The 21,495-nt window shown below is 42.2% G+C and carries 22 protein-coding genes; 13 read left to right on the forward strand and 9 right to left on the reverse strand.

The features are described 5' to 3' along the window. The first annotated feature begins 68 nt into the window (after window positions 1–68). Both serB and DFP80_RS13440 read left to right on the forward strand, forming a co-directional pair. Window positions 69–980, forward strand: a complete 912-nt coding sequence (gene serB / locus DFP80_RS13435) for a phosphoserine phosphatase SerB (RefSeq protein WP_113917313.1) — start codon at window positions 69–71, stop codon at window positions 978–980. A 144-nt stretch (window positions 981–1,124) separates the two neighbouring features. Beyond that, complete coding sequence (locus DFP80_RS13440) at window positions 1,125–2,045, forward strand: LysR family transcriptional regulator (RefSeq protein WP_241560258.1); 921 nt, start codon at window positions 1,125–1,127, stop codon at window positions 2,043–2,045. A 19-nt stretch (window positions 2,046–2,064) separates the two neighbouring features. Here DFP80_RS13440 and DFP80_RS13445 read toward each other — a convergent pair whose 3' ends face one another. The 4 genes from DFP80_RS13445 to moaA form a co-directional block, all read right to left on the reverse strand. Further along, complete coding sequence (locus DFP80_RS13445; RefSeq protein ID WP_113917315.1) at window positions 2,065–2,490, reverse strand: hypothetical protein; 426 nt, start codon at window positions 2,488–2,490, stop codon at window positions 2,065–2,067. Between the two features lie 116 nt (window positions 2,491–2,606). Further along, window positions 2,607–3,800: a molybdopterin molybdotransferase MoeA gene (locus tag DFP80_RS13450; protein WP_113917316.1), complete on the reverse strand. Its 1,194-nt coding sequence runs from the start codon at window positions 3,798–3,800 to the stop codon at window positions 2,607–2,609. Window positions 3,801–3,805: 5 nt separating this feature from the next. Continuing rightward, window positions 3,806–4,345: a molybdenum cofactor biosynthesis protein B gene (gene moaB / locus DFP80_RS13455; protein WP_113917317.1), complete on the reverse strand. Its 540-nt coding sequence runs from the start codon at window positions 4,343–4,345 to the stop codon at window positions 3,806–3,808. 12 nt (window positions 4,346–4,357) lie between these two features. Continuing rightward, window positions 4,358–5,377, reverse strand: coding sequence for a GTP 3',8-cyclase MoaA (gene moaA / locus DFP80_RS13460; protein ID WP_206610594.1), 1,020 nt, complete (start codon window positions 5,375–5,377; stop codon window positions 4,358–4,360). Window positions 5,378–5,558: 181 nt separating this feature from the next. Between moaA and DFP80_RS13465 the strand changes: the two genes are divergently transcribed. Then, window positions 5,559–6,416, forward strand: coding sequence for an acyl-CoA thioesterase (locus tag DFP80_RS13465; RefSeq protein ID WP_113917346.1), 858 nt, complete (start codon window positions 5,559–5,561; stop codon window positions 6,414–6,416). A gap of 22 nt (window positions 6,417–6,438) precedes the next feature. Here DFP80_RS13465 and queG read toward each other — a convergent pair whose 3' ends face one another. Continuing rightward, window positions 6,439–7,512 carry a tRNA epoxyqueuosine(34) reductase QueG gene (gene queG, locus DFP80_RS13470; protein WP_113917319.1) on the reverse strand — a complete coding sequence of 358 codons (1,074 nt, stop codon included), beginning with the start codon at window positions 7,510–7,512 and terminating at the stop codon, window positions 6,439–6,441. Between the two features lie 59 nt (window positions 7,513–7,571). Beyond that, the gene (locus tag DFP80_RS13475; protein ID WP_113917320.1) at window positions 7,572–7,832 is read right to left on the reverse strand and encodes a hypothetical protein; all 261 of its coding nucleotides are present in this window, start codon (window positions 7,830–7,832) and stop codon (window positions 7,572–7,574) included. A gap of 437 nt (window positions 7,833–8,269) precedes the next feature. Between DFP80_RS13475 and DFP80_RS13480 the strand changes: the two genes are divergently transcribed. The 3 genes from DFP80_RS13480 to DFP80_RS13490 all read left to right on the forward strand — a co-directional run bounded on the left by DFP80_RS13480 (window position 8,270) and on the right by DFP80_RS13490 (window position 11,020). Beyond that, the gene (locus DFP80_RS13480) at window positions 8,270–9,982 is read left to right on the forward strand and encodes an acetolactate synthase 3 large subunit (protein ID WP_113917321.1); all 1,713 of its coding nucleotides are present in this window, start codon (window positions 8,270–8,272) and stop codon (window positions 9,980–9,982) included. 1 nt (window position 9,983) lies between these two features. Then, window positions 9,984–10,475, forward strand: coding sequence for an acetolactate synthase small subunit (gene ilvN, locus DFP80_RS13485; protein WP_110577225.1), 492 nt, complete (start codon window positions 9,984–9,986; stop codon window positions 10,473–10,475). A gap of 98 nt (window positions 10,476–10,573) precedes the next feature. Then, window positions 10,574–11,020, forward strand: a complete 447-nt coding sequence (locus DFP80_RS13490; RefSeq protein ID WP_113917322.1) for an Lrp/AsnC family transcriptional regulator — start codon at window positions 10,574–10,576, stop codon at window positions 11,018–11,020. Here DFP80_RS13490 and DFP80_RS13495 read toward each other — a convergent pair. Further along, on the reverse strand, window positions 11,017–11,895 hold the full coding sequence (locus DFP80_RS13495) for a DMT family transporter (RefSeq protein ID WP_113917323.1): 879 nt from the start codon (window positions 11,893–11,895) through the stop codon (window positions 11,017–11,019). The genes DFP80_RS13490 and DFP80_RS13495 overlap by 4 nt on opposite strands. Window positions 11,896–12,207: 312 nt before the next feature. On the opposite strand from DFP80_RS13495, the gene DFP80_RS13500 reads away from it, so the two are divergent. Further along, window positions 12,208–12,843 carry a LysE family translocator gene (locus DFP80_RS13500; protein ID WP_113917324.1) on the forward strand — a complete coding sequence of 212 codons (636 nt, stop codon included), beginning with the start codon at window positions 12,208–12,210 and terminating at the stop codon, window positions 12,841–12,843. Between the two features lie 76 nt (window positions 12,844–12,919). Here the strand turns inward: DFP80_RS13500 and luxS are convergent, their stop codons facing one another. Beyond that, the gene (gene luxS / locus DFP80_RS13505) at window positions 12,920–13,432 is read right to left on the reverse strand and encodes an S-ribosylhomocysteine lyase (RefSeq protein WP_113917325.1); all 513 of its coding nucleotides are present in this window, start codon (window positions 13,430–13,432) and stop codon (window positions 12,920–12,922) included. A gap of 64 nt (window positions 13,433–13,496) precedes the next feature. Continuing rightward, a complete protein-coding gene (yjeH, locus tag DFP80_RS13510; RefSeq protein WP_113917326.1) occupies window positions 13,497–14,774 on the reverse strand; it encodes an L-methionine/branched-chain amino acid transporter in 1,278 nt (425 codons plus the stop codon). Between the two features lie 157 nt (window positions 14,775–14,931). On the opposite strand from yjeH, the gene DFP80_RS13515 reads away from it, so the two are divergent. The 6 genes from DFP80_RS13515 (at window position 14,932) to msrQ (ending at window position 21,121) form a co-directional block, all read left to right on the forward strand. Further along, window positions 14,932–15,360: an Lrp/AsnC family transcriptional regulator gene (locus DFP80_RS13515; RefSeq protein ID WP_113917327.1), complete on the forward strand. Its 429-nt coding sequence runs from the start codon at window positions 14,932–14,934 to the stop codon at window positions 15,358–15,360. Window positions 15,361–15,569: 209 nt separating this feature from the next. Continuing rightward, the gene (locus DFP80_RS13520) at window positions 15,570–17,189 is read left to right on the forward strand and encodes a chloride channel protein (RefSeq protein ID WP_241560260.1); all 1,620 of its coding nucleotides are present in this window, start codon (window positions 15,570–15,572) and stop codon (window positions 17,187–17,189) included. A gap of 124 nt (window positions 17,190–17,313) precedes the next feature. After that, on the forward strand, window positions 17,314–18,597 hold the full coding sequence (gene hemL / locus DFP80_RS13525) for a glutamate-1-semialdehyde 2,1-aminomutase (protein ID WP_113917329.1): 1,284 nt from the start codon (window positions 17,314–17,316) through the stop codon (window positions 18,595–18,597). A 26-nt stretch (window positions 18,598–18,623) separates the two neighbouring features. After that, window positions 18,624–19,394: a CDP-diacylglycerol--serine O-phosphatidyltransferase gene (gene pssA, locus DFP80_RS13530; protein ID WP_113917330.1), complete on the forward strand. Its 771-nt coding sequence runs from the start codon at window positions 18,624–18,626 to the stop codon at window positions 19,392–19,394. A 127-nt stretch (window positions 19,395–19,521) separates the two neighbouring features. Next, entirely contained in the window at window positions 19,522–20,514 is a 993-nt protein-coding gene (gene msrP / locus DFP80_RS13535) for a protein-methionine-sulfoxide reductase catalytic subunit MsrP (RefSeq protein ID WP_113917331.1), read from the forward strand. 1 nt (window position 20,515) lies between these two features. Beyond that, the gene (gene msrQ / locus DFP80_RS13540) at window positions 20,516–21,121 is read left to right on the forward strand and encodes a protein-methionine-sulfoxide reductase heme-binding subunit MsrQ (RefSeq protein ID WP_241560261.1); all 606 of its coding nucleotides are present in this window, start codon (window positions 20,516–20,518) and stop codon (window positions 21,119–21,121) included. The last annotated feature ends 374 nt before the right edge of the window (window positions 21,122–21,495 follow it).

Raw genomic sequence — 21,495 nt, forward strand, 5'->3', positions numbered from 1 at the left:
TAGAACAGGTGCTTAGCGAAAAGAAAACGATTTGTTATAGTAGGCGTCTTATTGAATTAGGAGCTTTTATGTCTGCCAGTATTACTCTTATTGGTTCTTTGAACCCTGAATATCTTGATAAATTTAACACTTGGTTAGACGCGCGAGGCCTGCAGAGTCAGACTCGCCTGCTGTCAGATGCCCAAGACGCCATTTCTGTGGCGCAATGTACGCTGGGTGACAGTGAACTTAACCCCGTTTCTATTCGTGCTGAGCTGTTAAAATTATCTAATGATACTGGTATTGATCATATTTATCAGTCGTCAATGCTAGATGTTAAGGTTCCGGGAGTTGCTGTGTTTGACATGGATTCGACCCTTATTAAGGCAGAAGTCATGGATGAATTGGCGGTTGACGCAGGAATAGGTGAGCAAATCTCCGCCGTGACTGCGAGTGCTATGCGCGGTGAAATCGATTTTGTTGAAAGCTTTGTACAGCGTTTAGCTCTGCTAAAAGGTTTGAATAGCGAGGTTATGGATGGGGTTTATAACAGAATTCAGCATATGGATGGCATTTCAACCTTGATGAAGGTGTTGCACCATTATGGCTGGCATACTGCCATTTTATCGGGTGGCTTCACGTATTTTGCCGATCGTATCCAAGCTGAATATGGAATGACTGAAGTGCATGCGAATGTCTTAGAAATTCAAAACAATGAACTAACAGGCAAGTATTTGGGTGATATTGTTGATGGAGAACGTAAAAAGTTACTTTTGACAAATATTGTTGCCGCACAGAATGTTGATTGGCAACAGACGATTGCTTGTGGTGATGGCGCTAACGATTTGTTGATGCTGAATCATGCTGCTCTGGGAGTGGCTTTACACGCTAAGCCGCTGGTTCGAGAGCGGGCTCCATGCCCAATGAACAATCTTGGCTTAGACGGAATTTTGTACTTGCTTGGGATGACCTCTGCGCAGATACGTGAGTTGTCAGTTTAGTTATTGCTTTTAGTCTCAGACGTTTCTGTTTGTTAAAACACTAACGTGTTTTTTTGAGTATGTGATAGAGACTGCTATTGTCACTTTCAAAAGCTTGTTATGATTCTAAGTTATAATTATAACAAGCTTTGCTGGGGTGTTGTTTTGTCAGAAATACGTTTGTCTGATATAGACCTAAATCTATTGTATGTTTTTCAAGTTTTAATTGAAGAGCTGAATGTTACCAAAGCAGCTACTCGGCTTAATGTTTCTCAGCCTGCTGTTAGTCGGTCATTATCACGTTTGCGTGATGTATTTGATGACCCTCTGTTTATTCGTACCTCCCATGGTTTATCTTCTACAGCTAAAACGCAGAATTTAGCGCCACTATTAGCGGACACGTTAAAGGGGCTTGAAAGTCTTATCCAACCCAGTGAGTTTACCCCTCAAAGTAGTAAACGGCGTTTTACCCTCTCAACCACAGATTTCGGCACCTTAACGGTTTTGCCTAAAATTCTGGATCAGTTTCGACAAAATGCGCCTGATGCTATTTTGGATGTAAAATCTTGGAACGAAGAAATGGTGGCCGAACTGGATCAGACGAGCATCGATGTCGCGGTTGCCGTATTGTCTAAAGAGCCTCCTGCAGGTATTCGGGCTATGCGTTTGAAGAGTGACTGTATGGTGTGCTTGGCCCGCAAAGATCATCCAGGTATTCAAGACAAACTAACCTTAGAAAGTTATTTACAGGCAAGCCATGTACAAGTTGTCTTAGGCCGTCGAGAGTATTTCGCGGTTGATCGAGAGCTGGAAAAAATAGGCCATAAGCGTCATGTTGCGGTGCATTTGCCTAATTTCGTGCCGGCCGCAAGAGTGGTAATGGACAGTGATTTATTATTGACTGTTCCAAAGTTGTTTGCGGAAGATATGGCGGCTACGGTATCTGAAATAATTGTGCACGAATTGCCTTTTGCTTCACGTGAATTTGATTATTCAATGATTTGGCATGAACGTTTTCAGCATGACGCCGCCCATATTTGGTTTCGTGGGTTATTGCGACAAGCTTTTCTTGACGCCTCAGATTAATTTAGATATTTGGCGCCTATCAAGATGGATTTGATAGGCGAGTTATCCATTCTTTTGTTAATACTTCCACAAGGCTGTAGCGCCTGAGAGTCATTGCTTCTTTTAGATCTGAAAAATTTTCGTCTAAATAATCATAAAGAATTTTATCTCTTAACATGATTAAAGATCTTATTTGCTCTGCTTGTTCATACGTCACGTCTTTATTTACAATAAGCGCATTTAACACTTCTTTGCGTGATGATATTTCAATCTTATAATGGTGCTTTAGCACATAACGAGCAAGGTCAAGCATAGAGGCAACAAGCAACTGAAAAGAATGCTCTATTACCATTGTTTCATCTTTCGAATATGCGACCATTTGCGCTCCTTTTCTAAAAAGATCGAGTCGCTTTATCATCATATGCTGATGTTCATATAGGGATTTTTCCCATTCTAGGTCTCTCATTTCTTACCTCTTTTGAGTGCTCATTGTTTTTAGTACCCTTTACATATAGAGAGCAGCGTAGTGGTTTTTAGAACGCTGCTCTCTAAATGTAGGCGAGTTATGAAGAAAGAGAGAAGTTAGAAAGCAGAGAAAGGATAAAAAGGGTAAGAATGCCCGTACTCTACTTGTGTGTTTGCTTTGACGTGCAAGTAGCCTTGACTCTCAGATGCAGCGAGAAGGGCACCTGAGCTTTGTTGTGGGTGAGCGTAAGCTAATCCGTCTTTTCCAATGGAAACTCGCAAAAATTCATCTCGTTGGATTATTTTATTCCGGTTGAAACCTGCATCAACAAGATAAGATTGGGGTAGTTCGGTAATTTGACCTGAACAAATAGACAGTAAAAGACGAGCGAACCAATGATAGGTTACCAAGGTCGAGCTGGGGTTTCCTGGTAAGCCAAGAAAAGGGGTGCCTTGCAGTGTTGCATGGACAAGTGGTTTACCTGGCTTTATGGCTATCTTCCATAAATGCACTTTCCCCAACTTGTCTAAGGCTCCTTTCACGTGGTCTTCTTCACCGACAGAGACGCCGCCAGAGGATAGAATAATGTCGCAAGATTGCATTAATACTTTAAGTGCAGCTTTTGTATCTTCTAGGGTATCGGCAGCGTGAATGCAATGACTGACATTGTGGCCGGCGTGAGTAACAAGAGCACTCAACATCGGGCCGTTTGAATTATAGATTTGTCCTGCCTTTAGGTTCTCACCAATCGGAACTAGCTCGTCACCTGTTGTTAGTATTCCAACATTTAATTGCTTATAGACGACAACGTCAGTGATACCAAGGCTAGAGAGAAGACCAATATGTATTGGCGTAATTTTCTCACCTGCTTTGATTACTGTTTGCCCAACTTGCATGTCTTGTCCTTTAGGACGAACGTTGTCGGCGATACTTGGTTGAGCATTGAAAGCGACTTTATCTCCTGCTAGCTGAGCATTTTCCTGCATGATTACGGTATCTGCACCAGCTGGGATATTAGCACCAGTGAAAATGCGAGCACAGGTTCCAGGTAGAAGTGGTTCTGGGTGTTGCCCTGCTGCTATGCGTTGGCTGATGCTAAAATATTTTCCAGCTTGCCAATCTGAAAAAGCGAGTGCGTAGCCATCCATTGCGCTATTGTCGTGAGGAGGCACCGATATTCCAGCGATTACATTCGCCGCTAAAATGCGTCCAACTGCATTTATAAGAGGGACTGTCTGCTGTTCTACACAAACATTAGCACTGTGCTTAATTTCTTCTAGTGCGTCTTCAAAGGCAAGTAAGGTTGACATATCCGTTATGCCCCGTGCAGGTTAGTTGAGAGTGGGCCAATCAGCATACTGACAAAATTACAGGGTCTATGAGAGGCATTAAGTTGCTCTTCTAAAATACCATTCCATGCGGTTTTACAGGCACCTGTGGAGCCAGGTAAACAGAACACCAATGTTTGGTTAGCTAATCCAGCAATGGCACGTGATTGAATGGTGGATGTGCCTATTTCTGTATAGGATATTTGTCGAAACAGTTCACCAAAGCCTTCGATGGTTTTATCGAATAGTGGCGTCATGGCTTCTGGAGTGCTGTCACGTGAATAGAAGCCTGTTCCACCAGTAATTAAAACCACATGAGTTTCTTTGTCGGCAATCCAATTTGATACAACGGCACGCATTTGATAAACATCGTCTTTCACTAGCTTCCTTTCATTTAGTGTATGACCCGCTTTGCAGAGTAGTTCAATAAGTGCATCACCGGATGTATCTTCAGCAATAGATCGTGTATCGGAAACAGTTAAGACGCAAATATTTAGTGGTCGAAAAGGTGTTGGTGTTTTAGCCATGGGAATTCCTTGTTAGCCTCCTGTTGCGCTCATAAAGCGTAAAATTTGCGGGGCTTCATCGAGATTAAAATGATGTTTTTCAGGTTTGAGTGCTAGTGCGTCAATAATTGCACTTTTTAGCTCTGTTGAATCATGGTTTTTTGACCCGAATGCCGTTGAGCAATATGCACTATTGCGCAGTACAGTTTTTAAGTCTTTTGAATGTTCATTGCCTAGGCAGAGTAGTAAGCGGCCTTCTGCGGTTAATCTAACACGATTACAGGTGTCGCAAAAATTATGGCTATGTGGCGAGATAACACCAATTTTATGTTCATAATCAGCTACTTGATAATAGCGAGTTGGTCCGCTGGTGGTCGTCGAGCTTGGCGTGAGAGTATATTGTTGACTGAGTGCCTCTATGACATTGTCGCTAGATAAATAGGTTGCGGCACGATTATGGTTGGTTATTACGCCAAGTGGCATTTCTTCAATAAAGCTGATGTCCATTTTGCGATCTAAAGCAAATTTAGCAAGATCAAAAAGCTCATCATCGTTATGATTTTTCAGCATGACGCTGTTAATCTTTAAGCGTTTAAAGGGCAGTTTACTGGCGGCTTCTATGCCGTCGATCACTTGTTGGAATTTATCTCGACGAGTTAGCGTGTAAAATCGCTCTGCTTTTAATGTGTCGAGGCTAATGTTAATACGAGATACGCCTGCGTTGAGTAGACTTTGTGCCATTTTATAAAGTTGAGAGCCATTGGTGGTTATCGTTAGTTCTTCTAAACCGTCAGTGTTGGCTATTTGTTCTAAGGCCCAAAGGATATTTTTACGTACTAAAGGTTCGCCGCCTGTAATTCTAATTCGCTTAGTGCCCATTGCAATAAAGGTTTTTGCTACATGAACAATTTCTTCTAAAGACAATATATGGTCTCTAGGCATAAAAGTGACATCTTCATCCATGCAATAGGTACAGCGAAAATCACACCTGTCAGTGACTGAGATGCGTAGATAGTCTATTTTTCGACCAAATGGATCAATTAAAGCGGACATTACCAAGAGACATTACCCCGTGAGTTAGGTGTCCATCAAAGCAAAAAAAACTCATTTTAGCAAAGCGCTGAAAAAATTAGATCATATTCTGGGTATTCTTTTAGTTTATGGTATTTTTTTGTTCGGGCTATTGTGGAAAGGCGGCATAATAGAAACCATTCTATTAACTAGGAGGATAGTGGTGAATCAAGTCGTTAATCATCTAATTGGATTATTAAAATTAGAGCGTGTGTCGGCTACTCAGTTTATTGGTCGTAGTCAGGATATTGGTTTCCCTAAGCTGTTTGGTGGTCAGGTTATCGGTCAAGGTTTGAGTGCTGCGACTCAGACGGTTGAAGGGCGATTCCCTCATTCTTTACATTGTTACTTTTTGCGCCCAGGGGATTCGGCTCATCCCATTGAATATGATGTAGAGGTGGTGCGTGACGGTGGCAGTTTCAGCGTTAGACGAGTGATTGCTTCACAATTTGGTAAAAGTATTTTGGCTATGACGGTATCTTTTCATATAACTGAAGAGGGATTGGATCATCAAGATGCAATGCCAAATGTTCCAGGACCTGAGTCATTTAAATCAGAGTTGTCACTTTATCGAGAACACGCCGATGAAATTCCGTCTAAAGTACGTGATTTATTTACTGCAGATCGCCCCATTGAATATCGAATTGTAGAGAATCAGAATCCATTTCGCCCCCGTCCAGGAATAGCGAAACGTCACATGTGGATTCGTAGCGTGTCAGCCTTGCCTGATGATTCGTTAATTCATCAATCTATGCTTGCCTACACAACGGATTATGGGTTTATTGAAACTGCATTAATGCCTCATGGTATTTCAATCGGTAGTCCTTACCTGACTGTGGCCAGTTTGGACCATGCTATCTGGTTTCATCGTCCATTTAGGTTGGATGAGTGGTTGCTTTATGTGGCAGATTCGCCATCAGCTAATTCTGGCCGAGGATTTGTTCGCGGACAAATTTTTAATCAGAAAGGGGAACTTGTCGCCTCAACTGCTCAGGAAGGATTATTGCGCTATTCTCGTTAGTTTTTAACTGATAAGCCGTTTGTCAAAGGTTGTGCTGTTTTAACGCCCAAACTATGTGCTCTTTTACTAATTCAGAGGCGTGAGGAAGTGCATTTTCGAGTGTTTGGGTGGTGGCCTGGCTCGTTGGTGCGTTTCCAAGTGCGATAGCAATATTCCTACGCCAATTCTCAAATCCTGTTCGACGAATTGGAGAGCCTTCGGTGTTCTTTAAGAAAGTTTCTTCATCCCACTCAAACAGTTCGACCAGATTGGCTGAGTCTAAGTTATGTCTTGGCTGAAAGTCGTTTTCTTCAGTGTATTTCGCAAATTTGGTCCAAGGGCAAACGAGTTGGCAATCGTCACAACCGAAAATTCGGTTGCCCATTTTACTGCGCAGTTCTTCTGGAATGGGACCTTTATGCTCAATGGTGAGATAAGAAATGCATTTTCTAGCATCAAGTACCCAAGGCTCAACAAAAGCATCGGTTGGACATTGAGTTAAACACGCGGTACAGCTCCCACAATGTCTGGTTTCAGTTGGCTTGTCGACAGGCAGTGGCAAGTTAGTAAATATTTCACCAAGCAAGAACCAACTGCCAGCCTTTGGTGTTAGCAAAAGAGTATTTTTGCCAATCCAGCCCATGCCAGCTTGTTCCGCAATTTGTCTTTCCAGAATTGGTGCGCTATCAACAAACGCTCTATAACCATGATTACCGACTTTTTGCTCTATTTTTTTGGCCAATTGAGTAAGGCGTTTGCGAATTAATTTATGATAATCTCGCCCCAATGCGTAGCGTGCAATATAAGCCTTGTCTTTTGTTTTTAGTCTTTCGACTGTTTCAACTGATTGGGGAAGATAATGCATGCGAAGGGAAATAACACGACGAGTTCCAGGATGTAATTTTTCTGGGTAAAAGCGCATATCGCCATGATTGGCAAGGTAATCCATACCGGCATGATATTGATTATTAAGCCATTCATTAAATTCGTCTTTGTATTGCGCAAGATCGGGCTCGACAATACGGGCTTCGGCAAAGCCAAATTCCACTGCCCACGATTTAATCTCATCAGCAAGTTGCTTTAATTCTTCTGGACTGGATAAAAACGAAGGAAGCAAGAGAGTACCAAAACATTAGACGCTAGGCTAAAAAGCCGCCTAGCGTAAAGAACAAAAAATTAGTAAAGTTGAGAGTCGCCTTTCACCACATCCATCAATAGTTTGATGAACTTACGATCGGCTTCCGTGTGTTCCTCTTGGATTTTAATCGTTGTTTGGTTTGACACTTCTTCTGCAATACGTTGATAAGCATTTGGCTGGTTGATATTTTCTTTAGCGATACGGACTAATTCTCCAGCGAGTTCAGGATCCATAAGCATTTTACGAAAACAGCGTGAAAACTCATCAATAACTCGTTGTTGGTTAAGCTCATTAGCCATGGTAAAACTCCTAATCAATTTATGCCGCTATGACACCATGAAGCGTAGTTTAGAGCAAGTTTTTATGCGCTTTGTGTTGACAAATCTGAGGTACAAAGACAAAATGAAAAACTATATAATTCGGCAACACCCTGTCGATGACTCCTTTTTATGGGCCACTAGCTCATCTCAGTCAGATTCGTTCTGATAAGCACAAGTGTAGAATGACGCAATATTGTTATCTTACGCTTCTCCTCGCGAAAAGACGCGGGCAGTGTAAAAACTGCGATTTCTTGCGTTTGAGTGTTTCTTACTTTTAGATAAATGTTCCTTATTTTTAGAAGTTACCTCAGTTAGTTTAGAAACTTCGTTCTATCAACTTTAATCTGTTTGTCTTATGCGGTTACAATAGCTGTACTAAAATTAAAAGACAGATAAATACTATAGAGGGTAACAAGGTGGAGTTATTATCCGGTGGTGAAATGATCGCCCGCTTCCTCAAAGATGAGGGAGTTGAATATATCTATGGTTATCCAGGTGGAGCCGCACTTCATATTTACGATGCTTTGCATCGTCAGTCTGACGTAAAGCATATTCTGGTTAGGCATGAACAAGCTGCAACGCACATGGCGGATGGCTATGCACGAGCTACTGGCAAGGCTGGTACGGTTCTCGTAACATCTGGACCTGGTGCAACCAATACTGTTACTGGTATTGCGACAGCTTATATGGACTCTATACCCATGGTCATTATTTGTGGTCAGGTGATGAGTTATCTGATCGGTGAAGATGCCTTTCAAGAAACCGATATGGTCGGTGTTTCACGTCCTATCGTAAAACACAGTTTTACGGTTAAGCATCCTTCTGAAATTCCTATGATCATGAAAAAAGCCTATCATATTGCGAGCACAGGGCGTCCAGGTCCTGTTGTGATTGATGTGCCAAAAGACATGACCATGCCTGGTGATAAGTACGAATATAAATATCCAGAATCTGTTTCTATTCGCTCCTACACACCACCGACAAAGGGTCACAGTGGCCAGATCAAAAAAGCAGTTGATTTGCTGTTAGCCGCTAAGCGTCCAATCATCTATGCCGGTGGTGGCGTAATTATGGGTGGAGCGTCCGATTCTTTGGTAAAGCTGGCTAAATCTTTGAACGTACCTGTCACCAATACTTTGATGGGCTTGGGTGGATACCCTGGAACTGATGAGCAGTTTGTTGGTATGTTGGGTATGCATGGTGCGTACGAAGCGAATATGACAATGCATCACAGTGATGTGATATTGGCTGTTGGTGCTCGTTTTGATGACCGCGTAACAAATGACCCTGATAAATTTTGCCCTAGCGCAAAAATTATTCACATTGATATTGACCCTGCCGCTATTTCTAAAACCATTCGTTCAGATGTGCCGATTGTTGGCCCTGTTAGTCAGGTACTGGAAGAAATGTTATCTTTGGTTGAAGGCCAAAGTTCAAATACTGAAGCGCTGGTTGGTTGGTGGAAGCAAATCAATGAATGGCGTTTAGTGCATGGTGGTCGTTATGATACGAGCAGCGAGAAAATTAAGCCGCAGGCTGCGATTGAAGCATGCTGGCGTGCCACGAAAGGCGATGCTTTTGTTGCGTCTGATGTAGGTCAGCATCAAATGTTTGCAGCGCAATACTACAAGTTTGATAAGCCAAATCGCTGGGTGAACTCTGGTGGTCTTGGTACGATGGGCTTTGGTCTTCCTGCTGCTATGGGTGTGAAGATGAACTTCCCGAAAGAAACCGTAGTTTGTGTAACAGGTGAAGGCAGTATTCAGATGAATATTCAAGAGCTTTCTACCTGCTTGCAATATGGTTTACCGGTTAAAATCTTGTGTTTGAATAATGGTTATTTGGGCATGGTCCGCCAGTGGCAAGACATGAACTATGAAGGCCGTTATTCGAACTCCTACATGGATTCATTGCCGGATTTCAAAGTGCTGATGGACGCTTATCGTCACAAGTATGTTGAAATTCGAACCAAAGATGAACTCGATGCCAAGATGGAAGAAGCGTTTGCGATGACAGATCAGTTGGTCTTCATTAACTGTTACGTGGACCCAGAAGAGCATGTATATCCGATGCAAGTGCCTCGCGGCTCTATGCGTGATATGTTCTTGAGCAAGACGGAGCGTACCTAATATGCGACATATTATTTCTGTATTGATGGAAAACGAGCCGGGTGCTTTGTCGCGCGTAGTGGGTTTGTTCTCACAGCGTAACTTTAACATCGAATCATTAAACGTAGCGGCGACGGATGATCCGACCTTGTCTCGTCTAACATTGACGACATTTGGTTCAGATCAAGTCGTTGAGCAAATCACCAAGCAACTTAATAAGTTGATTGATGTGGTGAAGCTGGTGGACTTGACCGAAGGTCAGCACATTGAGCGAGAACTGATGCTGGTTAAGGTTCGAGCTACTGGTGCTCAGCGTGCTGAAGTGAAACGCACCGTTGATATTTTTCGCGGCAACATTGTTGATATGACACCGTCTATTTATACGGTTCAAATTGTTGGCGAGTCAGATAAACTAGACGGATTTCTGCAGGCATTGGGTGGCGCTCATTTGCTTGAAGTGGTTCGAACAGGTGTGTCAGGTATCGCACGTGGTGAAAAGACATTGTCTTTGTAATCGTCTACTGCTCTTGTAGTTACCTTATCGATAGACTAAAAAGCCGCGCTTTCCGCGGCTTTTTTATGCGTAAATGATGTGCGTGAAGTGAGGGGTAAATGGATAAAACGAATTGGAAGTTGCTTGAATTATTGGAGCAAAATGGACGTTTGACCTATGCAGAATTAGGTAAATTGGTGCATCTCACTGCACCTGCAGTGGCTGAGCGAATTAGGAAGTTAGAAGAGTCTGGCGTGATTACTGGCTATAGCGCTCAAGTTAACTTGGAGAAAGTGGGAATCCCTATTACTGCTTTGGTTGAATGCCAAGTTTATCGTACTAAGGAACGCGAATTTAAAACGCTCATTATGAGTTTGGGCGAAGTGATTGAATGCTACAATGTAACAGGGCCTTATGCTTTTGTGCTCAAAGTAGGTGTGAAATCTATGTCTAAGCTTGATGCGCTTTTGGAGCGGTTAATCGATTTGAGCGATACTAATACTATGATGATAATGACAACACCAGTGAAACGCATCATGCCATTAAATATCGCCCAAGACAGTTAGCTGACTGCTGCTTTTACCGTGACGGGCTTGCTGCGTGGCCATTGGCTTATGATCATTCCGGTCATGATAAAACCACAACCAATTAAAGCGCGAGTGGAAAGTACTTCTTCCATAAATATCCAACCGCCTAGTACGGCAAATACCGCTTCAGATGAGAGGATTAGCGCGCTTATGCTCGGTGAAACATTTTTTTGCCCTAGAGTTTGCAGGGTGAATGCAATACCGGATGAGGCAACACCAGCATAGACCAAAGGCCACCAAGCTATTTTAATGCCCTCAAGTGTGGGGGTTTCTAGTGTAAGAGCTGCGATAGTAGCTAAGATAGTTGCCACTGAAAATTGTACGATTGAAAGAGGTAAAGCTGATACAGCGCGAGATAAATAACCAATAATTAATACATGACCTGTCCAAAAAAGGGTGCCTAGTAATGCAATAGCATCGCCTTTGTTAATCGATAGGTTTGGACCAACCGTTAAGCTATAGAGTCCAATTAGTGCTAGCCCTACTCCAATCCAAGTATGTTTCTCGGTTTTATGTCCGAGTATAAGTCCTAATATCGGCACAAACACTATATACATGCTCGTAATAAAGCCTGCATTCCCGGCTGTTGTGTATTGCAAGCCTATTTGTTGGCACGTAAAGCCCAAAAATAAACAACTTCCTGCTGCGAGGCCGCCTAACCAAAGATTTCGATTGTTTTGGGGTTGTTTGGGCTTAAAAATTAACAACAAGGGTAAGAGAGATAATGTTGCCAATAGAAAGCGAACAGCGTTGAAACTATGTGGCCCGAGGCTTTCCATACCAACGCTTTGGGCGACAAAGGCAAAGCCCCAAATGGCGGCGGTGGCCCATAAAAAAATGTGTGCAATTGACATAACTAACCTCGGGTCATTGATAATGGCTAGGTATTTTACGGAGAAGGGCTGAGTTTCCACAGAGGAAAGAAAAGGTTATTCAAATCTTTTGCTTTGGATATAAAGGTAAATTTAGGTTTTTGCTTTATTTATATCTAGTGCTACTAATTGATTCTCGAGCATCTTGATATAGTCATTTATGTATCATTAAAAAGGTTAAAAAAATAGGCTGACAGGTGAATTATTTGGCTGTACAGTTGCGCCAAATTTCATGGTCAAATTTGACTGTCAATTTAGACCACTTCACGCTCAATTTTAAGAGAATTTATTGTTATGACATTCAGTGTTTGGTTGGCTACTGCGCCATTGTTAATGCTGCTTTCTTTAGGCCCTGGCCCAAATAATTTTACCGCTATGCATAATGGTATTCAGGTTGGAGCGACTAAAGCGGTGATTGCGGTCGTTGGTCGAAATCTGGCGTTTAGTATTTTGATGCTGGTTTCTGCCCTCGGTTTGGGGGCGATCATTGTGTCTTCTACCTTTTGGTTTAGTGTCATTAAATGGTTTGGTGTTGCTTATTTATTTTATGTTGGCATTAAAACCTGGCGCAGTGCGGCCATAGTGCTTGAAGAGCATGAGAGTGAAGTGGGAACCAAAGCAAAGCGCGGACATTTTGCGAGAATGCGCCAAGAGTTTTTGGTAGCGATTGGTAATCCTAAAGCCGTTTTGCTTTTTACAGCTATCTTTCCTCAGCTACTTGATCTTAATCAGCCTGTTCCTATGCAATTTTTCTGGATGGGATTAACCTTTTGCTGTACAGAGTTTATTGCGGCTTATCTTTATGCGATGAGTGGTAAACAGATTCGTCGTTTGATTCGCAGTCCTAAAGCTATGAAAAACCTCAATCGCGGTATGGGGAGTGTGTTTGTTGCAGCGAGTGCTTTTTTAGCAACGACAACACGCTCATAAAAAAATCGTAGTATTAAGTTCAAATAAAAAAGGTGACACTCGGTCACCTTTTTTATTTTGTATGCAGCTACAATCCTTAGCTGTGTTCTTTCAAGAACTCTTCGCTTAGGTACAGTTCTTCATTGCTGTTTACTTTTACATCGCGGCTTAGAATCATTTGTGCGATTTTTTGTGCTTCTTCTAGGGAGTGCATTTCGTAAGTGCCGCACTGATATTCGTTAAGCTCTGGAATATCGGCTTTAGCTTTTACTTTTAATACGTCTTCCATTGCTGCTTTCCAAGACTTGGCAACAGTGTTTTCAGAGGGGGTGCCGATCAGGCTCATATAGAAACCAGTTCTGCAGCCCATTGGCGAAATGTCGATAATCTCAACGTTGTCGCTATTTAGATGCTCACGCATGAAACCCGCAAACAAGTGTTCTAGTGTGTGAATGCCTTTTTCAGAAAGGATTTCTTCATTTGGCACACAGAAGCGTAAATCAAACACTGTGATGTCGTCACCTTTAGGGGTGGACATGGATTTAGCGACACGAACGGCTGGCGCATCCATTCTAGTGTGGTCGACACGAAAGCTGTCTAATAATGGCATAAAATCTCTCCTACTGAACTCAACGAAATCGTCGTTGCTTTATAAATGATGATATCAATGTCCGTTATTGTACATGAAGATTTGAACCTTTGGTCGGACTTTTTGGTGATCGTAAATATTCGTAACTGAGAGCCAAGCAGAAAGCGATTACAGCGAACAGCATGCTTTGACCAATGAAAAACACCATACAGCCACAGCTTATTAGAGCAATGGTAGCCAATAGTTGAGCGGCACGATTGACTAGCTTGAAAGTCGCAATGCAGGTCAGTGTGTAAATAAGCAAAAAACTGCCGTTTGTCATTTCGATAAACCATGACATTTTCCAGCCTGAGGTCTCTGAAAATACAATCGAAAATAGAGTAATGAAACCAACCAGTAATACTGCCTTTTCAGGTGCGCCATTTTTATTCAGCCCGATAAAGGCTTTAGGTAAGGCACCTTGCTGTGCCATAGATTGCACCATGCGAGAAAAACCTAAGATATAAATGGCTACGTTGGCGAAAGAGATAATATAAGCTCCCACAGCAAAGAATCGGCTACTGGTTTCGCCCATTAGTTTGCTTACTAAAAGTGCTAAAGATTGACTGTTAGTGACTTCATCACCATAAGTGTGGTGCCACGCAATGAGCAGCACTAAACATAGGTAAGCAAGAATAACGATGGTGATACCGCCTAATAAGGCGATTGGAAAATCTCTGCTTGGGTTTTTGAATTCAGCGCCCATATGCGCCATGACTTCAATACCTAAAAAGCACCAGAATATAACCCCTGTAGCATACAGTGTTTGTTGCCACTCAAAGGCCGTTGTAGGGGCTTCAATAACTTGGCGGCTATCTAAAATATCACCGATTAAGCAAAGCCATAAAATGGCGCCTATCATTACAATGACAATACCCGTTTGAAATCTGGCTGAGGTTTGCATACCTACAATGGCAAAGAAAAGCATGCCAGCAAGTGTCAATAAACTAAAAGCAAGAATCCATTCATCTGATGTTTTAAATATAATGGTCAAATACGCTGCTGCGACTTTGATTGCGACGGCAGGTCCAACTAATAGGATGCTTAAAAATAGCCATCCAACGGCTTTTTCATAGCGCGATCCAAATGCTCGTCCAATATAGTGAGACGCTCCACCGGCAGAAGGGTATTTGGAGCCAAGTAAAGCAAAAATGAACGCAATGGGGATAATCATTGTGGCGGTGATTAGCCAAGCATAAAAAGCAAAAGATCCAGCCTGAGAAACAGACATGGCGGGTAATATCATCAAGCCAGTGCCAATAAAGGTTGTCACTGTCATTGCTATACCTTGAAGTGGGCCGAGAGTTTTTTGGTATTGGGTCATTTGTTTGCCTGTACTTGTTAAATTCTGTAGCTGCTATTTGTTGTCGCTAAGGATAAAATACCCGCGTCAGTAATACGCTATACAAGTTGACCCCATTAAGGCGCATTTTGCCGGAATGACCGTCAAGTTGAATGACCAATAATAAAAGGGGGTTTGGGTGGCGGATCATTATGATCAAAAAATACTAGCTTTATTGGTAGACGATGCTCGCCTTTCTGTTTCAGATATAAGCCGAAAAATTAATTTGTCTCGTTCCGCGGTGACAGAGCGTATTCGCCGCATGGAAGATAATCGAACCATTACGGGCTATCACGCACACACTTCGGTTTCAAAAGAAGATGGTGTTACGGCGTATCTAGCCTTAACTTTTAGGCCTTTGTCTTGCGACCTTGTGCAACCCTTAATTGAGACTATTCCAGAGGTAAAGCTAGCGCATTCTATTAGCGGTGATTTGGATTTATTACTATTAGTTCAGGCAAGCTCTATGGCGCGCCTAAATGTGATTCGTAGTGAAATGGATAGTTGGCCGAACCTTCATAAAATCGTGACACATATGTGTTTATCAAACCGTTTGGATCGTTGGTGAGCTACATGTAAATGGCGCTATCAGAGTAATTGCGAATTAATCTGATAGCTGATTGAATGAGGCACAAAATTCGTTCGAGTCAAAAATGAGGTCGTGCTCTGAAAAGGTTAAATTTAAGAGAAAGGTGGTCTAGTAAAGCAAAGTCTTATGATGACCTATTGCTTTTAGCTGTACTTGGTGCCTTGTGTGGCTTGCTAAGCGGGCTTTTGATGGCTCTTTTTTATGTTGTTATTTATTTGCCAACTCGATATTTAATTGAGGCAGACTTTGATTCTTTTGAATCGCTAGCGGTTGAGTGGCGTGTAGGGCTTTCTTTTGTTGCTTGTATTACTTTGGCGCTGCTTTTTACTGTGTTGCCGAATCGATTGCATAAGGTTGGTGTGCCTTATGTTGTAGAGCGTTTAAATTATCATCATGGTAATTTGCCTGTCTGGAATGCAGTGGTGCAATTTTTCTCTGCGGCCATTGGTTTAGCGGGTGGCCTTTCGATAGGTAAGGAAGGTCCTGCGGTGCATCTTGGCGCGACGCTCGGTGGGTACTTGGCTGAAAAAGCAAAGTTGCCTCAGTACGGTGTGGAAACCTTGTTGGCTTGCGGGGTTGCTGGAGCCATTTCGGCAATATTCCAAACACCATTGGCTGGTGTTCTGTTTGCTTTTGAAGTGATTTTTTTGGAATACCGACAGCGTTATGTTTTACCTGTATTGTTATCTTCCGTTATCGCTACCTTGGTAAGCCATTTTTTTATTGGTCCTCTGGACATTTTTAGTGTCGAAAGTATCTCTTCTGTATTGCTTTCAATCGACTTGTTTTTTGCATGTTCTGTATTGGTTATTTTCATTGTACTGTTGTCTGCTTTATTCCTTCATACGCAAAAAAAGCTTTGGCGCTTAAGTGGATTATCTGTTTGGTGGCGGTTTTTATTAGTGGCTGTCGCTACGTCTCTGGTTGCTATTTATATACCAGAAGCTCTAGGTAGTGGTTATCTGTCTCTATCTCGTTTGCTGTCTGGCGATTTGATCCTATATTCTCTGTTCGTGTTGATATTGGTAAAGACATTACTAACAGCTTTTACAATCGGTTTGGGTATTCCTGGGGGAATGATAGGGCCGACTTTTATTATTGGTGGTTTGGCTGGTGCGCAGGTTGCTTTGGTATTCGATAGTAGTATCGTGAATGTGGCTTTATTCGCTTTGTTAGGGATGGCGGCAATGATGGCCGCCTGTTTTCAGGCGCCGCTAACCGCTTTGGTTGCCATTATAGAAATGACTCATTCGCCAGCCACTATTGTTCCAGCACTGTTTGTGATTGTATTTGCTTGTTTGTTGGTGCGAGTGTTTTTTCATCAAGAATCTGTGTTTGTTGAAAGATTGAGTTTTATGGGAATGTCTTCCACGATAAGCCCCTTTCAGCGTTATTTGCGGCAGCATACGGTTAAGCCGGTAGCTGAGAATGTTCTAATCTTACCTATGTATGTTCCTATTGAGCAGGTAAAAGATTTAGCATCAAGTATGGTAGACTATGCTGTTTTCAAGGTAGGAGATGAGCACCGTCTTGTTCGACGGAGTGCTGTATTAGAAGCATTAGGCATGTTAGATCAAGGGCCTCAATTATGGCTGGTTGCAGAGGAAAGCCGAATGAAAATGGATTTGTCTTTAGCATTGGAGTCTTCTCTTGTCCCTGTTATTGATGAGCCTGCTTCATTGGAAGCTATTCTAGGTTGGTTTCAGAAGCATGGTTTGCCGGAAGTGTTGGTCGCTGTTTCTGCTTCTTCTTTGAGTTTGGTTTCTCGTCATCGTCTCGATCAATTTTTGTTGAAAAGTGACCAGTAGCAGATTTCTGCAACAGGTTCTTACTTTTAGGTTATTAGTTAAAGTTTTATAGGTAGGCAACGCTACTTGTTATATTGAAGGTTGCTTGCTTTTGTAAATTATCAGTTATAGGGGTTGAATAAATATGAGTCGTTCAGAAGATCTATACACGCGTGCCCAGCATCGTATTCCTGGAGGTGTTAATTCGCCAGTACGAGCTTTTAATGGTGTTGGCGGTACTCCTATATTTTTCCAGCGTGGGGAGGGTGCTTATGTTTATGATGAAGATAAAAAGCGCTATATAGATTATGTGGGTTCTTGGGGGCCAATGATTTTAGGTCATTCTCATCCTGACGTACTAGATGCGGTTAGACAGCAGCTTGACTTTGGTTTGAGCTTTGGTGCGCCGACAGAAGTTGAAATTACTATGGCAGAGAAAGTTTGCGAGCTTGTTCCTTCTATGGATATGGTGCGCATGGTTAACTCTGGCACAGAGGCAACGATGAGTGCGATTCGTTTGGCTCGTGGTTATACCGGACGTGATAAAATCGTCAAGTTTGAAGGTTGTTACCATGGTCATTCCGACTCTTTACTTGTAAAAGCAGGTTCTGGTGCCTTGACGCTTGGTGTCCCAAACTCCCCTGGTGTTCCTGCCGATTTGGCACAACATACGATTACACTGCAATACAATGATATTGAAGAAGTTACGCGCTGCTTTGCAGAGATTGGTGATCAAATTGCTTGTATCATTGTTGAGCCTGTAGCCGGCAATATGAACTGTATTTTACCGATTGATGGTTTTCTTGAAACTTTACGTCGGGTTTGTGATGCATCTGGTGCCGTGCTAATTTTTGATGAGGTTATGACAGGGTTTCGTGTCGCGCTTGGTGGTGCTCAGGATCACTTTGGAATTGTTCCCGACCTGACAACGTTAGGTAAAGTGATTGGAGCTGGTATGCCTGTGGGGGCATTTGGTGGAAAGCGAGAAATAATGGAACATATTTCTCCATTAGGACCTGTTTATCAAGCTGGAACATTATCAGGTAACCCTGTGGCTATGGTGGCTGGTTTGGCTGTTTTAAATAAAATTAGTGAAGGCGGCTTTCATCAGCTCTTAGGCTCCAAGGCAAACCGTCTGGTGTCAGGACTGAAAAAAGCGGCAGATGATGCGGGTGTGCCTTTCTGTGTGGTCAGTGTTGGTGGAATGTTTGGTTTCTTCTTTACAGAAGCGGAAGCAGTTAAGACATTTGCTGATGTACAGAAGTGTGATTTAGGTAAATTTAAAGCCTTCTTCCACTATATGCTGGAAGAGGGAGTGTATTTTGCCCCTGCAGCGTTTGAGGCTGGGTTTATTTCTCAAGCTCATACGGAAGAAGATATAGATTACACAATAGAAGTGGCTAAGCGTTCTTTTGCTAAGCTTGTATAAACACTTGTAATAAGGAGGGCTTGTACATGTCTATTGATGATATTAAAAAATCACCAGTTGATGAAATCGAAGACACGGATGTCGGCGATGAAAAAAAACAGCCTCACAAAGGGGTGTATTTACTACCCAACTTGTTTACTACAGCGGCACTTTTTTCAGGTTTTTATTCCATTATTGCTGCAATGAATGAAGATTTTACTCATGCTGCCGTCGCGATATTTATTTCGATGATATTTGATGGTTTGGATGGACGTGTTGCTAGATTGACTCATACTCAAAGTGCATTTGGTGCTGAGTATGATTCGCTGGCTGATATGGTTTCTTTCGGCATTGCACCTGCTCTCGTTGTATTTACTTGGTCATTGGCGCCACTTGGTAAAATTGGTTGGATTGCGGCATTCATCTATGCCGTTGGTGCTGCACTCCGTCTAGCGAGATTTAATACTATGCTTGGGGTAGAGGAGAAGCGTTACTTTACCGGTTTGCCAAGTCCAGCTGCTGCGGCTCTTGTTGCAGGGGTGATTTGGGCTGCTAATGATAAAGGGGTTTCTGGCGAGAGCATGGCAACGCTGATGGCGTTGATTGTTCCTATAACTGGCTTGTTGATGGTCAGTAATGTGAAATATCGTAGCTTTAAAGACCTTAACCTAAAAGGACGCGTCCCTTTTGTTGTACTACTCGTTGCTGTTTTAGTTTTGGTGCTAGTCGCGTTAGAGCCTGCTTTAGTATTAATGAGTGTTTTTTGCCTCTATGGTTTATGGGGTGTACTTGGTATCTTTTTGGAAAAGTTACGTTAAAGTTTTTCTAAAATCCTTTGTAATAAAAAGAGCCTACTGCCGTCTAAGTCAGTAGGCTCTTTTTGTTTGGAACGTTCAAAAAGGTTTGCTGTCAACTGTACAAATAAGATGTGTCTAGGGAATTACTATGTTAATTAAAAATAAAAAGCGGTCGGATAGTTCTGAGTTCGAAGTGACAGATCAGTCTGTATACCTTAACCGTCGCCAATTTATGCAAGCGTCTGGGGTGATTGCTCTTGGTATAGGTGGCGTTGGTACTGTTGCTGCCGCTCCTCAAAAGGGGAATCCTTTGTCTCCACCTTCCTCTCTTAAATCTGCCTTTGCAAATATAGCTGAAACACCGTTTGGTAAGGTGGATAAAATTTCTCCTTACGATGTCGCTTCTTCTTACAATAATTTTTACGAGTTTGGTTATGGTAAAAGTGACCCTAAGGATAAGTCCTCTCAGTTTCAAACTACACCGTGGACAATAAGAGTAGAGGGTGAGGCTGGCAAAACAGGAGTGTTTGATTTAGAGGATATTATTAAGGAATCAATGTTAGAAGAGCGGATTTATCGCCTTCGCTGTGTTGAGGCTTGGTCAATGGTTATTCCTTGGGTTGGTATTTCTCTTGCTACAGTCCTTAAGAGGTTTGAGCCAACGTCCAAGGCAAAGTATGTTTACTTTGAGACCTTATATGATCCTAAGCAAATGCCAGGTCAGCGAGGTGGCGGGCTAGATTGGCCATATCGAGAAGGGTTGCGTATTGATGAAGCTATGCATCCATTAGCTTTACTTGCTGTTGGTATGTACGGGAGTATATTGCCAAATCAAAACGGTGCGCCAGTTAGGCTAGTTTTGCCTTGGAAGTATGGTTTCAAAAGTATCAAATCTATTGTGAAGATTCGTTTTGTTGAAACCATGCCTGAAACCACATGGAATATGTTAGCGCCAAATGAATATGGCTTTTACGCTAATGTGAATCCTAATGTGGATCATCCTCGTTGGTCGCAAGCCCAGGAGCGCCGGTTGCCTGGAGGCGTACTTTTTCCTAATGTAATCGAGACAAAAATGTTTAATGGTTACGAGGAAGACGTTGCCGGTCTATATAGCGGCATGGATTTGAAAAGGAATTACTAGCGTGTTGAAATATTGGGATAGGAAAGAAAAACCGTATATATTGATTCTATTTTGTTTGCCATTTATGTGGATGCTTGTGTCTTTATTGATGGGGCAGTACTTTCCTGATCCTGGGAAGCTGTTGATGAGGTTGAGTGGTATTTGGGCTTCTGTCTATGTTGTTGCTGTTATGGCAATGACAGTGGTTGGAAAATTGAAGTTGTTCAAAGGAATTAACCGCTATCGTCGATTTATTGGAATAACAGCGTTCTTTTATGCCTTGCTTCATTTTATTATTTATTTAGTCTTATTTGCAGGGTTGAGTTGGAAATGGATTAGTTCTGACCTAATTGAAAAGCCATATATCTATGTTGGCTCCTTGGCTTTGGTGATTATGGCGATATTAGCCGTAACTAGTACAAAAGTAATGATGCGTAAACTAGGGAAAAAGTGGAAGCCGATTCACCGTCTAATGTACTTGGCCGCTGCAGGGGTTATTGCCCATCTATGGTGGCAGGTTAAGGATGATATTTCGTTGGCTGTCTATTTTTCCGTATTTTTGGTGCCTTTATTAATAATGAAAATACCTACACTCCCTACGTATAAAAAATATTTTAAGAAAACTTAAAAAAGAGCTTGCATAGAAAATTTTGGAATGTATTATACGCACCCACTGACACGGACAACAACGCAAACGAAAGTGAGCAACTTACTTAGGTAAGCAAGTTGAAGATGCTGTCAAACGCTCTTTAAAATAGATAATCAGATAATTTGTGTGGGCGCTCGCTGGAGGCTTCAGAAGATTGTCCGGATGGTTTAGATCATTCGAGACGATCAAAAAAAATTGAAGTCTTGCGAAACGTCTAACACGTCAATTCGCTTTATGTTGATTGATTGTTCTTCGGGGCAATGAATTGATTAAGTTATTGTTAGTGTAATAGATTTTGAGTAAGCAAACTTTTTAACTGAAGAGTTTGATCATGGCTCAGATTGAACGCTGGC

The sequence above is a fragment of the Marinomonas rhizomae genome (genome assembly GCF_003315485.1).
Lineage (GTDB): Bacteria > Pseudomonadota > Gammaproteobacteria > Pseudomonadales > Marinomonadaceae > Marinomonas > Marinomonas rhizomae.